Consider the following 14,356-nt stretch of genomic DNA (forward strand, 5'->3'; position numbering starts at 1 on the left):
TGCGGCCGTGCCGGTGTCAGCGGCGGGCTCGGGAGTACAGCTCCTGGTTCGGGAGGCGACGGATGCCGTCACTCACCCAGGGGTCACTCGAAAGAGTGGTGTAGAGGGATAATTGACGTCACCTCACCCGACCGGCCCGTCAGCGAAGGACAGCCCGTCCTGCCCGTGCTCCGCTGGAGGCGTGCAGGAGTCCCGTCCGCTGCTCCCCGACCCCGTCCGCCGTCTCGCCGCCTGGTGCGCCGCGGTCCTGCTCGTCTCCGGGGTCGTCTACGTCGGGATCCGGCTGTGCGCGCAGCTGCGTACGGCGGTGGTGCCGGTGCTGCTCGCGCTGCTCGGGACGGCGCTGCTCAGGCCCTTCCACCGGCGGCTGGTGAAGGCGAGGGTCAACCGTTCCGTCGCCGCCGGGGTGACCTGCGTGGCCGTTGTCGCCGTGGTCGGCGGGGCCGTGTACATCGTCGTCGCCGCGCTCATCGACACGGGGGACGAGATCGTCGCCTCGCTCAAGGACGCGGCGAGGGGCGTCGCCGACCACTTCGGGGCCGCCGGGACCTCGCTCGACGACCTCGCCTCCAACGCGCGGGAGCTGCTCTCCAAGTTCGGGGGCACGGCGGCGTCCGGGGTGATCAGCGGGGTCAGTGTGGTCGGCGAGAGCATCGCCATGGCCGTGCTGGCGCTGCTGCTCGTCTTCTTCTTCCTGCGTGACTCCGACCGTGCCGTCGCGACCCTGCGCTCCGCCATCCCCGGCGCGGCCGGTGACACCGTGGAGGCGATGGCGCGGCGGGCGTTCCGGGCCGTCGAGGGGTTCATGCGCGGGACCACCCTCATCGCGCTGATCGACGCGGTGTGCATCACCGTGGGACTGCTCGTCCTGCGCGTACCGGGTGCCGCGGGACTCGGCGCGCTCGTCTTCGTCGGCGCCTACATCCCCTATCTCGGCGCGTTCCTCTCCGGGGCCCTGGCCGTGCTGGTCGCGCTCGCCGACCGGGGGTTCGTCATCGCGCTGTGGGCGCTCGGTGTGGTGCTCGCCGTGCAGGTGCTGGAGGGGCACGTGCTCCAGCCTGCGATCCAGAGCCGGACCGTGCAGATGCATCCCGCGGTGGTGATGGTCACGATCACGGCGGGGGCGTCCGTGGCCGGCATCCTCGGCATGCTGCTGGCGGTACCGCTGACCGCGGCCGCCTTCGGGGTCGTACTCGAACTGCGAGCGCGCCACGGGACTCCGGCGCCGCCCGCGGGGGAGCCGTAGCGGAGCCGCGGCGCAGCAGGTGATGCCCGCCCGGGGAGCCAGTAGCAGCGAGCTGCTCGCGCGTGGAGCCCGCCGGGCCGGCGGCGTCTCCGCCTCATCTAGGGCGGCCCGCCGGTTCGGTTTGGCCCCGCCTGTGAGGGGGTGGCCGCTGGGGCAGGCGGCTTCTCCGCCCCTCCGGCGTGGGCCCGCGGGGCCTGCGGCGTGTCCGCCTCACAGGCACGGCCCGCTGGCGCCGGTTTGTCCGTCTCCCATGCGCGTCCCGCCGGGGCCGTGGCGCGCCCGTCTCCCACGCGTGGCCCGTCGGGGCCGGGGGCCGCCCGACGTGCGGCCGCCGGGGTTGGCAGCGCCCCCGGCCCAGCCTCGCACGCGAGGCCGCCGCCGGGCCCCGTGCAGCGACTCGCGCCGCCGGGCCCCGTGCAGCGACTCGCGCCGCAAAGCCCCGCGCAGCGACATGCCGGCGGGCCTCGTGCAGCGACCCGCGCCGCAAAGCCCCGCGCAGCGACATGCCGGCGGGCCTCGTCGTACAGCTCGAACCAGATGCTCTTGCCCTCGCCGCGCGGGGCCACCCCCCAGGCGTCCGCGAGGAGCTCGATGAGGAGGAGGCCGCGGCCCGAGGAGGCCAGTTCGCCGGGTCTGCGTTTGTGCGGGAGGTCGTCGCTGGTGTCGGAGACCTCGACCCGCACCCGGCGCCCGTCCGCCCCGCCGGTCACCTCGGCGACCAGCAGGGCATCCGCGTCCGTGTGCACGAGGACGTTGGTCAGCGTCTCGGAGACGAGGAGCACCGCCGAGTCCACCTGGTCCGGGCAGGACCAGTCGTGCAGCAGCTCGCGCAATTGCTGGCGGCCCTCGGCGATCCGTTCGGGCTCGTCCTGCCCGACCGTCAGCACGGTACGGCGCACGCTCGGCGCTGCGGTGACGGTGTCACCGCAGCCGCAGCCCTCACCCTGCCGGCACATCAGCAGTAAGGCGATGTCGTCCTCGCGGCGGTCGGACAGCGGCCCGGTGGTGTGGTGGGAGGACGGCCCGTGCACGGCCTGGACCAGCGCGTCGGCGAGGGCTTCCAGGTCGCCGTCGTGTGCCTCCAGGGTTTTGCGGACGCGCTGCCAGCCGGTGTCGAGGTCGTGGCCGCCGGTCTCCAGCAGGCCGTCCGTGCAGATCATCATGGACTCGCCGGGCTCCAGGGCGAGGCGCGTGATGGGGTAGTCGGAGTCCGGGTCGACGCCGAGGGGCAGGCCGCCGGCCGTGGGGCGGACGATCACCGTGCCGTCCGCCATCCGGATGGCCGGGTCCAGGTGGCCCGCGCGGGCGATCTCAAGAACCCCGGTCACCGGGTCGACCTCGATGTACAGGCAGGTCGCGAAGCGCAGGCCCGCCAGATCGTCGTCGGAGTGCGTGATGCCGTAGAAGAAGCGGGAGGCGCGGGAGAGGACCGCGTCCGGGCGGTGGCCCTCGGCGGCGTACGCCCGCAGCGCTATCCGCAGCTGCCCCATCAGGCCGGCGGCCCGTACGTCGTGCCCCTGCACGTCCCCGATGACCAGGGCGAACCGGCCTCCCCCGGGCTCCGCCCGGGAGGTGCCCCCAGGCAGCGGGATCATGTCGTACCAGTCGCCGCCGACCTGGAGGCCGCCGCCGGTGGGGATGTAGCGGGCGGCGAGGGTCATGCCCGGTATCTCCGGGCCGAGCTGGGGCAGCATCGAGCGCTGGAGTCCGTCGGTCAGCTCCCGCTGTGTCTCGGCCGCGCCGGCCCGGGACAGGGCCTGGGCGAGCATGCGGGCCACAGTGGTGAGCACCGAACGCTCGTCGGGGGTGAACGCCACCGGGTAGGAGAAGGCCGCCATCCAGGCGCCCATCGTCCGGCCTGCAACGGTCAGCGGCAGGAACGCCCACGACTGGCGGCCGAACTGCTGGGCCAGTGGCCAGGTGAGCGGATAGCGCTCCTTGTACTGCTCCGGGGAGGACAGGTACACCGCCCGGCCGGTGCGCGCCACCTCCGCCGCCGGATAGTCGGTCTCCAGCGACATGTGGGTGAAGGGGGCCTCGTCGCCCGGCTCCTGCCCGTGGTGGCCGATGATCGTCAGACGGTCGCCCGTCCTTCCGAACACCGCCAGCCCATCGGGTGAGAATCCCGGCATCGACAGCCCCGCCGCGACCCGCAGCACCTCCTCCGTCGACCGCGCCTCCGCCAGTGCGCGCCCCGCGTCCAGCAGGAACGCTTCCCGGGAGCGCCGCCAGTCGCCGGTGACCGCGCTGCGGCCCGCCGGGGTGCCCGGCGAGGGCTCGGTGACCTCCTGGAGGGTGCCGATCAGCTCGTACGCCTTCTTTTCGGGGTCGAAGGACGGCTTGGAGCGGCTGCGGAGGACGCGGATGATCCGGCCCCGCTCGTCCATGACCCGCACCCGCACCTCGGCGAGTGTGCTCTCGGCGACGGCGAGCTGCACCACGCCGGTGATCTCGTTCCAGTCGACGGGATGGAGGCGGGCCCGGGCCTGGGCCTGGGTGAGGGTGGTCCGCTCGGCGGGCAGCCCGAGCAGCCGCGCTGCCTCCGCGTCGACGGTGACCAGCTCGGTGGCGGTGTTCCAGTGCCACAGGCCGGTCGCGAGGGCGGCGAGTACCTCCCCCACGGCGGGCAGGGGCTCGCCAGTGCGCATTGCCCCAATTTAAGAACAGGCGATCGAGAAGTGCCACCGATCGTCGACGAAACAGCTGACTGATCGCCGACGGAACAATGGTGGGGAGCCGATCATGAGGTGCCCGGTACGCTGGGGGTGTTTCACGTGAAACGTGCCCCCCAACCGCGAAGACTGGATGAACGACGATGCATCGGTACAGGTCCCACACCTGCGGCGAGCTCCGCTCCTCTGACGTCGGTACCGACGTCCGGCTGAGTGGCTGGCTGCACAATCGGCGCGACCTGGGCGGCATCCTCTTCATCGATCTGCGCGACCACTACGGCATCACGCAGCTCGTCGCCCGTCCCGGCACCCCGGCGTACGAGGCCCTCGACAAGCTCACCAAGGAGTCGACGGTCCGCGTCGACGGCAAGGTCGTCTCCCGGGGCACCGAGAACATCAACCCCGACCTGCCCACCGGTGAGATCGAGGTCGAGGTCGGCGAGGTCGAGCTGCTCGGCGCCGCCCAGCCGCTGCCCTTCACCATCAACACCGAGGACGGGGTCAACGAGGAGCGGCGCCTTGAGTACCGCTTCCTGGACCTGCGCCGCGAGCGCATGCACCGCAACATCATGCTGCGTACGGCGGTCATCTCGGCCATCCGCCACAAGATGGTCGCCCTCGGCTTCAACGAGATGGCGACGCCGATCCTGACCGCGACCTCCCCCGAGGGCGCCCGCGACTTCGTCGTCCCCTCCCGTCTGAACCCGGGCAAGTTCTACGCCCTGCCGCAGGCCCCGCAGCAGTTCAAGCAGCTGCTGATGATCTCCGGCTTCGACCGCTACTTCCAGATCGCGCCCTGCTTCCGCGACGAGGACGCGCGCGCGGACCGTTCGCCGGGCGAGTTCTACCAGCTCGACATCGAGATGAGCTTCGTCGAGCAGGAGGACGTCTTCCGGCCCGTCGAGCAGCTCATGACCGAGCTGTTCGAGGAGTTCGGGAAGGGCCGTCACGTCACCTCCCCGTTCCCGCGGATCCCGTTCCGCGAGGCGATGCTGAAGTACGGCTCCGACAAGCCGGACCTGCGCGCCCAGCTGGAGCTCGTCGACATCACCGACGTCTTCGAGGGCTCGGAGTTCAAGGCGTTCGCCGGCAAGCACGTCCGTGCGCTGCCCGTCCCGGCGGTCCAGGACCAGCCGCGCAAGTTCTTCGACCAGCTCGGCGACTACGCCGTCTCGCAGGGCGCCAAGGGTCTGGCCTGGGTCCGTGTCGCCGAGGACGGTTCGCTGTCCGGCCCGATCGCCAAGTTCCTCACCGAGGAGAACGTCAAGGTCCTCACCGAGCGTCTCGGTCTGGAGGCCGGCCACGCCGTGTTCTTCGGGGCGGGCGAGTTCGACGAGGTCTCGAAGATCATGGGCGCGGTGCGGGTCGAGGCCGCCAAGCGTGCCGGGCACTTCGAGGAGAACGTCTTCCGCTTCTGCTGGATCGTCGACTTCCCGATGTTCGAGAAGGACGAGGAGACCGGCCGGATCGACTTCTCCCACAACCCCTTCTCCATGCCCCAGGGCGGCATGGAGGCCCTGGAGACCCAGGACCCGCTGGACATCCTGGCCTGGCAGTACGACATCGTCTGCAACGGCGTCGAGCTGTCCTCCGGCGCGATCCGGAACCACGAGCCGGACATCATGCTGAAGGCGTTCGGGATCGCGGGGTACGACGAGGAGACCGTCGAGCGCGAGTTCGCCGGCATGCTCCGCGCGCTCCGCTTCGGCGCCCCGCCGCACGGTGGTATCGCGCCGGGTGTGGACCGCATCGTCATGCTGCTGGCCGACGAGCCCAACCTCCGCGAGACCATCGCCTTCCCGCTCAACGGCAACGCCCAGGACCTGATGATGGGCGCGCCGACGGAGCTGGACGAGGCGCGGCTGCGCGAGCTGCACCTCTCGGTGCGCAAGCCGCAGCCGAAGTAAAGCCTCGTCCCGGAACGCCGGGACACCGATCGGCCCCGACCTGCATGGTCGGGGCCGATTTTTTCTCCATCACTCGTTCACGTATGTGCCCATCTGAACAGCCCGTTGACCCAGGGAGGTTGCCTCCATATGGTTCCCAAGAACGTGAAGCGGGTTCGCATATGTGAACCGCAGTGAGATGGGGAGACAACGATGTCAGAACCAGAATCCCGGGCCGTCGGGAAGTTCCTGCGCCGGATGATGCCCCTGCTGGTGCTGATGCTCCTGGTCAACAACCTGGACCGGACGAACGTGGGCTTCATCGAGTCGGAGCTCCAGGCGGACGTCGGCATCGGTGCCACCGCCTACGGCCTCGGGGCCGGGCTGTTCTTCATCGGGTACGCCCTGTTCGAGGTACCCAGCAACATGCTGCTCGAGCGCTTCGGGGCAAGGGTCTGGCTGACCCGGATCATGATCACCTGGGGTCTGGTGATCGTGGCGATGTGCTTCATCCACAACGTCACGACGTTCTACGCGCTGCGCTTCCTGCTGGGCGTCGCGGAGGCGGGCTTCTTCCCCGGCGCGATGCTCTACATCACCCAGTGGCTGCCCGACTCCAGCCGCGGCCGGGCGACCGCGATCTTCCTGGGCGGTTCCGCGGCCGCCGGCATCGTCACCGGCCCGGTCACCGGCGCGCTGCTCGAACTGCACGGAGCGGGCGGATTCGCCGGCTGGCGCTGGATGTTCGCCCTGGAGGGCACGTTCTCCATCCTGGTCGGCATCGCCGCCGGCTTCTTCCTCGTCTCCCGGATCGAGGACGCGCCCTGGCTCACGCGGGAGGAGAAGGACGCGCTGGGTGCGGCGGTGGCCCAGGACGAGGAGGCCCGCAGCGGGGCGCCGAAGGTGTCACGGCTGCGGCTGCTGTTCCACCGTCAGGTGGCGCTGCTGATCGGCGCGTTCTTCGCGATGACGCTCACCGGGTACGCCATCACGTTCTGGCTGCCGAGCCTCATCGAGGAGATCGGCGGGCTGTCGTCCTTCGAGGTCGGGCTGCTCTCGGCGATCCCCGCGGTCTGCTCCATGATCGCCATGTACTCCATGAGCCACTTCACCGACCGCGCCCCGGACCGCCGTCCGTACCTGGCCCTCATGCTCGTCGTGTCCGCCCTGGGCACCTTCCTCGCCACCCTCGGCTCCCCCTGGTTCGGCCTCGCGGCGATCACCCTCGCGGGGGTCGGCTCCAAGTGCGCGGCGACGCTGTTCTGGCCGATGGCCCAGTCCGGCCTGGACCTGCGGATCGCGGCGCCGGGGCTCGCCCTCGTCAACTCCATCGGCAACCTCGGCGGCTTCGTGTCCCCCACGCTCTTCGGCTACCTCAAGGACACGACGGGAAGCACGAACGGAGGGCTGTACACGCTGTCGGCGGCGTCGCTCCTGGCGGTGGTGGCGGCGATGTTCATCCGCGGGGCGCGGGCGGACTCCGCCGCGCAGCAGCTCTTGGACCCCTCACCGGAGGCTCACAGGAACCCCGAGGGGGACGCACAGCGGCCTGTCGTGTCATAGGGGAGGCGGGTGGTTCGTCCGGCATCGGAGAGTAGGGAAAGTCATGGGTTCGGGGTCCGCGGTGTTGATGCTGGGGCCGGCCGCGCTGCTGATCGTCGGCGCGGTGGTCGCGGTGGTGGCGGTGGTGGCGGTGGTGGCGCGGCGACGGTCGCAGCGGTCAGGGGCTGCCCTGTCCGACCTGGACGCGGAGGCCGAGGCGAACGGGTGGCTGGTGCGGTTGGGCGGAAGCCTGTCTGGGCTGGACGTACGGGAGTGGGCGCGGGCCGACGAGAAGGCGGCCCAGTCCCTGACGTACGCGACGGAACGCCACCGCACGGCCCGGGCCCAACTGGTCTCCGCGCGCACCTCCGCGGAGTACGCGGAGGTGGGCCGGACGGCGGCGGAGGGGCTATGGCACGTGGAGAACGCCCGGGCGGTGTTGGAGGCCACGGGCGGGTCGGTAGCCTCCCGCTAGTCGCCTTCCGGCGCCTCGGTGAGCAGGTCCTCCGCGCGTGAGACCGTGCCGGCGCGTACGAGCCAGTCGTCGATGCGGTCGAGATCCGTGCAGGTGATGATGGACTCGCGTACGTCGTCGGAGATGGCGAGTCCGCGCACCTCCAGCACGCGGAGGACGCCCTTGGCTTCGCCCAAGGCCTTGCCCTCCGCCTTGCCCTCCAGATAGGTCTCCTCGAACATCGTCCTGTGGCCCGGGTAGTGGGTGACGAGGCTCTTCAACAGCGCTTTCCACACCTTCCTGATCGAAGTGTTCTCCAGGCCGACTTCCACGACTTCGACCCAGCGCTTCGTGGTGGGCGGGTCGAAGGCCAGGAAGCCGCGGGCCGCCATTTCGAGTATGGCGGGCGCTCGCCGGTTCTCGCTATGAACGATGGCTGAGAGCGCCGCCGCTGCGGGGTTTCGGGTGACCATCGACGTGTCGGTGATTTCGGGGACGGTGGTGGGGCCCAGGACGAACGGGCGCGTCACCTGCGTCGTCCAGGGACCCACCGTGCACTCGAAGGGACCGGCCGCCCAGGTCGCCGTGGGTCGGTCTTTGCAGATGGCGACCAGCAGCACGGGCATGTCGTACTTGGCGACGGACCGCACTCGGGGTAGAAGAACATCGCGAGGGGCGTCATCGGCTCCCTCACCATGGGCGTCGACCCCGACACCACACACGACGGCACGGACGACGCCGTCCAGCCGGGCGCCTCCGCCTCCGCGTCGGCCTCGGCGGGCTGACGCGGAAGGGCGCCCGGAGGTACGTACCTCCGGGCGCCCTTCGCCTTCAACCGCTGTGCGACCGCTGTACGACCGCTCTACGACAGCGTCTTGTAGCCGCCCCAACCCGTCGCGATCTTCGTACCCGCGCCGAACGAGCCCTTGCCGTCGCCGTTGTGGCGGTACAGGTTGCCGCTGGTATCGCGGGCGACCAGGTCGGCCTTGCCGTCACCGGTCATGTCGCCGAGGCCCGCGACGGCGTTGTACGCGCCGCCCCAGTTGGCGAACACCTTCACGCGCGCCTTGAACGTGCCCGTCCGTGTGCCGTCGTAGCGGTACAGGTTGTTGGACTTGTCCTGGGCGATCAGGTCGCCGACGCCGTCGCCCGTGATGTCGCCGACCCCGACGATCTTCTTGTACGTCCGCCAGTCCGCGAAGATCTTCGCCCGTGCCGACAGACCACCCGTGCTCGTGCCCTTGTAGAGGTAGATGTCCCCGGTCGCCGAGTTGCGCGCCACCAGGTCCGGCCGGCCGTCGCCGCTCACATCCCCGGTCGAGGTCAGGATGTCGTACTGACCCCAGCCGCTCGTGCCCACGGTCGTGTACGCCGTCGACGGCGTGACCGCCCTCCCGCAACCGGGCCTGTAGAGGCGGAGCGACCCGTTGCTCTGCCGTACGAGCACGTCGTTGCAGCGGTCGCCGCTCAGGTCCCCGAAGGTAACCGCAGTGATCGAGGTGGCCCAGCCCGTGCCGGTGGCCTTCTCCGTGAACCTGCTGCCGTAGTGGAACGTCAGCGCGCCCGAGGAGTTCAGCGTGAGCAGGTCGCCGATGCCGTCGGGGCCGTCGACGCTGCCGTAGTCGTGGCGTACGGGCGCTCCGTCGTCGTAGAAGCCGGAGCCGCTCGCCACGGCGGTGGCCGTGGTGGTGCCCAGGGCGGTCGCCCTGAGGGCCCAGGTGAACATGCCGTTGGGGAAGCGGGCGCCGGTCGCCGTCTTGCCGTTCCAGCCCGTCCACACCTGGGCGGTGCTCGCGCCGCCGGTGAGGGTGCGGGTGGCTCTGCCGGTCTCGCCGCTCTGCACCGAGGTGAAGGTGAGGGACCAGGAGGTGACGGGGCGGGACAGCAACCACGCGCCGGTCCACGAGTCGGCCGTGTCCGGGTAGGCGTAGCCGGCCACCTCCGACTCGAAGACGGCGAGGCTGGAGGGGGTCACGCCGGTGGTGGCGACGTGGGTGCGCTCGTAGCCGTCGAACCAGGCGACCAGGCCCGTGTACTCGTCCACCGTCCAGCGGTGACGGCGGTCGAGCGCCGAAGCGCCGGCCGTGACGTCGGTGGCGATCACCCGGGTCGTGCCCGTCGCCGTCTCCGTCAGGAGGAGCTCCTTCTTCGCGTGGTCGTGGCGGACCGTGAAGCCGTCACCGAGGAGGACGTCGCCGGGGGTGACGGCGACCGACGTGCCGGCCTTGGTGTCGTACACGCCCGCGGAGGTCGTTCCGCAGGCCCAGTACAGCCAGCGGCCCGCCGCCTGGAGCTCGGTGGGCCTGCAGGCGGCCGCGGGGATGGTTGCCGTGGAGAGGGGCTTGTTCTGGGTGAGACTGTAGGAGGTGACCTGGCCGTCGACGACCGTGGCGCTCCAGAGAGTGGAGCCGTTCAGGGCGGTCGCGCGGATCGAGCGCTTCATCTGCTGGCCGTAGCCGAACCTGCCGACGTACTGCGTGGGCGAGGCGCCGCCGGAGTTGTAGACGGCGTAGTCGTCCGACACGTCGACGATGCTGCCGCCCTCGGTGCCGAACTCCAGCGGGTTGTGGCCGATCGAGACCAGCCTGTCCGCGTTCGGCAGGCCCGTGCCGCCCTCGTCGGCGTCGTCGAACGTCGTCAGGTAGACGTCCTGGGGGTCCGTGCCCGTGTTGCCCCACAGCGCCGAGCAGGTGACGCCCGCGTAGGGGCACTTCGCCCAGATCTTGCCGCTCTCCGTGGCCGGGGACGCGGTCAGGGTGGCGTCGCCGTCGGTGGTCAGGGTCCGTACGGACGTGGTGTCGGAGTCGCTGGAGGGGTTGTCCTCCGCCACTCGGAGGCTGCCCCGGCTGAGCGCGATACCCGTCTTCACGTTCTCCTTCGCCGGGACCTGGTACAGCTTCTCCAGCGTCGGGACGGAGTCCGCGAGGACCACCTTCCGCACCCACCAGTCCGTGGCGCCCGTACCGCCGGTGACCAGGGCCGCGTCGCCGCTCAGGTGGACCGTGTACTCCTCCGCCGACTCCAGCAGGGTGCGCGACGAGCCGTCCGCGAGGGACATCGCCGTCATCCTGCTGGTGCCGGTGCCCGTGTGCAGGGGCAGCAGGATCCACTCGCCGACCATGACAGGGGTGCCGTCCAGCGTGGCGCCGGGGGCGGGCAGGTCGACGACCCGCTCGGCGCCGGCCGGGTCGGTGCGCGACTTGAGGCGCAGGTCACCGGAGGCGGCTTCGTACCAGCCGGTCCACTGGTCGTTCTGGACCACCACGGGGCGGGAGCCGGCGTTGAGGAAGGCCTTGGTGGCGACGGCGGTCCCGAGGTCCAGGTACCAGAGGTCCGTGCCGACCTTCACCATCGCGCCGCCCGCGTCGGCGGCCATGACCGAGCCGGCCGAGACGGTCAGCCAGTCGGGGCTGATCTCGCGGGGCTGCCACTGGCCGTCCACCTTGTCGACCACGGTGCGGGTGGTGAGCACGCTCGCCCCGAGGTAAGCCCGGTACGGGTACGGGGAGGTGAAGGACGAGGTCGTGCGCGTCGCCCGGTCCCACAGGGAGACCGTGTTGGGGTCCGAGCCCGACGGCAGGGCCACGCGGTCGCTGTCCGCGCCGAACCAGCCGGGCCAGCAGGACGAGCCGGCGGTCGAGCAGAGCGTGGACGGCGGCGTGTAGTCGCCGTCCTCGGTGCCGACCGGGACCGTGCGTCCGGTCGTGGTGTCCGTCCACAGCAGCCCGGGGATCCCGCTCTGCCGGTGCAGGAAGCCGTTCGGTCCGTCGGCCAGCGGCCGGTCGGCGCGCGGATACGTCTGGATGGGATCGGTGAGCGTGATCTCGGTGGTCGCGGCCGTGGCGGGCGCGGCCTGTGCCGTACCACCGCCCCCGGTGACGACGACCGAAGCGGCCACGACGGCGGCCGTGAACGAGGAGACGGCGGCGGTCAGCCAGGACCGTCCCAGGGCGTGTCTGCCCACGTGAGGTTCCCTCCCCGCGAGAGCCCCCTGCTCTCGCACAAGTGAGCGGACTTTACCAGCTCTTTTGGGCCGCTTCACCAGCGCTTTTCCCGTCCGCTCCAGGACAGCGTCCGGTAGCGGCACCAGTCGGTGCCCATCGAAAAAAACCGAGACGGGCGGCAACCCCGGTGACCACGGTGACAACTGAGGGGTCGTGAGCACCGTTCACCGGAGCTTCACGCACCGTACATGTCCCCCCGACTTCAAGGATTCCTCCGTGGCAGCAGCCTCCCACCGCCGGTCCCTCCACAAGCGCCGCACCCTCGTGGTCTCCGCAGCGGTCGTGGCCGCGGGTGTCAGCGCCGGCTTCTTAGTGATGAACGCGAACGCCGCCCCCGTCGACCTGTTCCACCAGACGCTCGCCGCGAAGGACGGCTGGGCGTCCTCCGGCACGGGGGCGACCGGCGGCGCGAAGGCCGACGCCGCGCACACCTTCACCGTCTCCACCCGCGCCCAGCTGGTGAAGGCGCTGGGTTCCGCCACGGACACCACCCCGCGCATCATCAAGGTCAGCGGCACGATCGACGCCAACACCGACGACGCGGGCAAGAAGCTGAGCTGCGCGGACTACGCCTCCGGCACCGGCTACTCGCTCTCCGCCTACCTGAAGGCTTACGACCCCGCCACCTACGGCCGCTCCAAGCTGCCCTCCGGCACCCAGGAGAAGGCCCGCGCCGCGGCCCAGAGCAAGCAGGCGAAGAACGTCGTCTTCAAAGTGCCGGCCAACACGAGCATCGTGGGCGTGCCCGGCACGAAGGCCGGGATCACCGGCGGCATGCTCCAGATCCAGAACGTGGACAACGTCATCGTCCGCAACCTCACCTTCGCCGCCACCGAGGACTGCTTCCCGCAGTGGGACCCCACGGACGGCGACGACGGCAACTGGAACTCCAACTACGACTCCGTCACCCTGCGCGGGGCGACCCATGTCTGGGCCGACCACAACACGTTCTCCGACGGCCCGCACTTCGACAGCGCGAATCCGAAGTACTACGGCCGCGAGTACCAGATCCACGATGGCGCCCTCGACATCACCAAGGGCTCCGACCTGGTGACCGTCGAGCGCAACCAGTTCACCAACCACGACAAGACGATGCTGATCGGCAGCAGCGACACCGACAGCGTCGGCAAGCTGCGGGTCTCCATCCACCACAACGTGTGGAAGGGCATCGTCCAGCGCGCTCCCCTGGCCCGCATCGGCCAGATCCACATCTACAACAACCTGTACGACACGACGACCCTCAACGGCTACGCGCCGCAGTACAGCATCAACTCCCGCGCCAAGGCCCAGGTCGTCGCCGAGAACAACTACTGGAAGCTCCCGTCCGGCGCCAAGCCCGCGAAGGTGCTCAGCGGCGACGGCACGGGCTCCGTCGCGGGCGGCGGCAACCTCGTGAACGGGACGGTGACGGATCTGGTCGCCGCGTACAACTCGGCGTCGTCGAAGAAGATCAAGACGACGGTGAACTGGACCCCGACGCTCACGTCGGGCCTGGAGAAGTCCGCGAACAACCTTCCGACGTCGTTGGGGACGACGACGGGGGCCGGCGTTCTGAAGTAGCGCATGTGCGAGGGGCCCGGGAAGCGTGCGGCTTCCCGGGCCCCTCGCCGTTTCCGCTCTTCCGCCGGATTACTCGTCCGCGAAGATCTCGTCGGCGGAGGGGGCGATGACGGCGCGACGGTGCCAGCGGCGCAGGGTGTCGGGGTCGCCGCAGCTCGTGATGCGTTCGCGGACCGCTTCGGTGACGTCGATGCCACGCACCTCCAGAGCGTCCAGGATGTCCTCGGCCCGCCCTTCGGCCCGCCCTTCGGCCCGCCCTTCGGCTCGGCCCTCGGCTCGCCCTTCGTCGCGGATTTCTTCGGAAAGGGGCGACTTGTAGAAAGAGAGGTCCACGGCCACCAGTTTCCTCCACAGTTCTGCGGCTGGGTGCTTGCCCATGCCTTGTGCGATGAGTTCGATGATCGGGTTGGCGAGGGCTGTGGGTGTTTCCCGCAGCACCTTGGTCATTGCTTTGAGTATGGCTCCGATGTCCGGATCCGTGGCATGTGTGATCGCGGACAGCGTGGCGAGGGCGAGGTCCTTGCGGACTGCGACGGGATCAGTGATCACGGGCATGTTGTGCGGGCCCGCGACCATCGGGCGCAGGGTGAGCAGGGGCCACTGCCGAGGACCGAAGTGGACCGGCCGCGCTGCCCATTCGGCGGTCGCGCGGTCCTGGCAGGCGACGAGCAGCATGGGCTGTAGCCGGTACTTGGTGAGCAGGTACGAGGCGTAGTAGGCCCAGCTCGCGGGCTTGTCCGGGTCCTTCTTGCCCTGGGCCTCGACCGCGAGGAGGAGGGGCTCGTCGTCCTCTGTGTCGAGGCGCAGCAGGGTGTCGACGCGACGTTCGACGGGCCGGGTCTCGGTGAGGTCGGTGGGTAACACGGTGACCGAAACGGGCCGGGCGAACTCTACGCCGAGCACCTCGGACACACCGGAGAAGAGCTCCGGGTAGTCCTGGAAGATGCGGTGCATCGCCTCGTGGGGCGAGCTGACCATGAGCGTTCCTGGGG

At 70.4% G+C, this 14,356-nt stretch carries 8 protein-coding genes and 1 pseudogene; 5 read left to right on the forward strand and 4 right to left on the reverse strand.

All coding sequences use genetic code 11. The features are described from left to right. Positions 1 to 181: 181 nt before the first annotated feature. Positions 182 to 1,246, forward strand: a complete 1,065-nt coding sequence (locus IG99_RS17615) for an AI-2E family transporter (RefSeq protein WP_051865490.1) — start codon at positions 182 to 184, stop codon at positions 1,244 to 1,246. Positions 1,247 to 1,764: 518 nt separating this feature from the next. On the opposite strand, the pseudogene IG99_RS17620 reads toward IG99_RS17615, so the two are convergent. Next, positions 1,765 to 3,894 (reverse strand): annotated as a pseudogene (locus IG99_RS17620) (SpoIIE family protein phosphatase); the annotation flags it as partial. Positions 3,895 to 4,061: 167 nt separating this feature from the next. Between IG99_RS17620 and aspS the strand changes: the two are divergent. From aspS to IG99_RS17635, 3 genes are all read left to right on the forward strand, one after another. Then, positions 4,062 to 5,825 carry an aspartate--tRNA ligase gene (aspS, locus tag IG99_RS17625; RefSeq protein WP_037675015.1) on the forward strand — a complete coding sequence of 588 codons (1,764 nt, stop codon included), beginning with the start codon at positions 4,062 to 4,064 and terminating at the stop codon, positions 5,823 to 5,825. Positions 5,826 to 6,017: 192 nt separating this feature from the next. Continuing rightward, the gene (locus tag IG99_RS17630; protein WP_051865493.1) at positions 6,018 to 7,367 is read left to right on the forward strand and encodes an MFS transporter; all 1,350 of its coding nucleotides are present in this window, start codon (positions 6,018 to 6,020) and stop codon (positions 7,365 to 7,367) included. A gap of 43 nt (positions 7,368 to 7,410) precedes the next feature. Next, complete coding sequence (locus IG99_RS17635) at positions 7,411 to 7,821, forward strand: hypothetical protein (protein WP_234311872.1); 411 nt, start codon at positions 7,411 to 7,413, stop codon at positions 7,819 to 7,821. Here IG99_RS17635 and IG99_RS17640 read toward each other — a convergent pair. Then, on the reverse strand, positions 7,818 to 8,450 hold the full coding sequence (locus tag IG99_RS17640; RefSeq protein ID WP_199815540.1) for a hypothetical protein: 633 nt from the start codon (positions 8,448 to 8,450) through the stop codon (positions 7,818 to 7,820). The genes IG99_RS17635 and IG99_RS17640 overlap by 4 nt on opposite strands. A 212-nt stretch (positions 8,451 to 8,662) precedes the next feature. Then, positions 8,663 to 11,764: an FG-GAP repeat domain-containing protein gene (locus tag IG99_RS51405; RefSeq protein ID WP_051865495.1), complete on the reverse strand. Its 3,102-nt coding sequence runs from the start codon at positions 11,762 to 11,764 to the stop codon at positions 8,663 to 8,665. Between the two features lie 256 nt (positions 11,765 to 12,020). Here IG99_RS51405 and IG99_RS17650 point away from each other — a divergent pair, with 256 nt between their 5' ends. Then, complete coding sequence (locus IG99_RS17650) at positions 12,021 to 13,364, forward strand: pectate lyase family protein (RefSeq protein ID WP_037675016.1); 1,344 nt, start codon at positions 12,021 to 12,023, stop codon at positions 13,362 to 13,364. Between the two features lie 69 nt (positions 13,365 to 13,433). Here IG99_RS17650 and IG99_RS17655 read toward each other — a convergent pair whose 3' ends face one another. Next, the gene (locus tag IG99_RS17655; protein ID WP_037675018.1) at positions 13,434 to 14,342 is read right to left on the reverse strand and encodes an RpnC/YadD family protein; all 909 of its coding nucleotides are present in this window, start codon (positions 14,340 to 14,342) and stop codon (positions 13,434 to 13,436) included. Positions 14,343 to 14,356: the final 14 nt, after the last annotated feature.

The sequence above is a fragment of the Streptomyces griseus subsp. griseus genome (assembly GCF_000720255.1).
GTDB lineage: Bacteria > Actinomycetota > Actinomycetes > Streptomycetales > Streptomycetaceae > Streptomyces > Streptomyces griseus_I.

Coding starts and splice junctions, on each gene's coding strand:
- aspS (WP_037675015.1), top strand. CDS start 4,062: ATGCATCGGTACAGGTCCCACACCTGCGGCGAGCTCCGCTCCTCTGAC.
- IG99_RS17630 (WP_051865493.1), top strand. CDS start 6,018: ATGTCAGAACCAGAATCCCGGGCCGTCGGGAAGTTCCTGCGCCGGATG.
- IG99_RS17635 (WP_234311872.1), top strand. CDS start 7,411: ATGGGTTCGGGGTCCGCGGTGTTGATGCTGGGGCCGGCCGCGCTGCTG.
- IG99_RS17655 (WP_037675018.1), bottom strand. CDS start 14,342: ATGGTCAGCTCGCCCCACGAGGCGATGCACCGCATCTTCCAGGACTAC.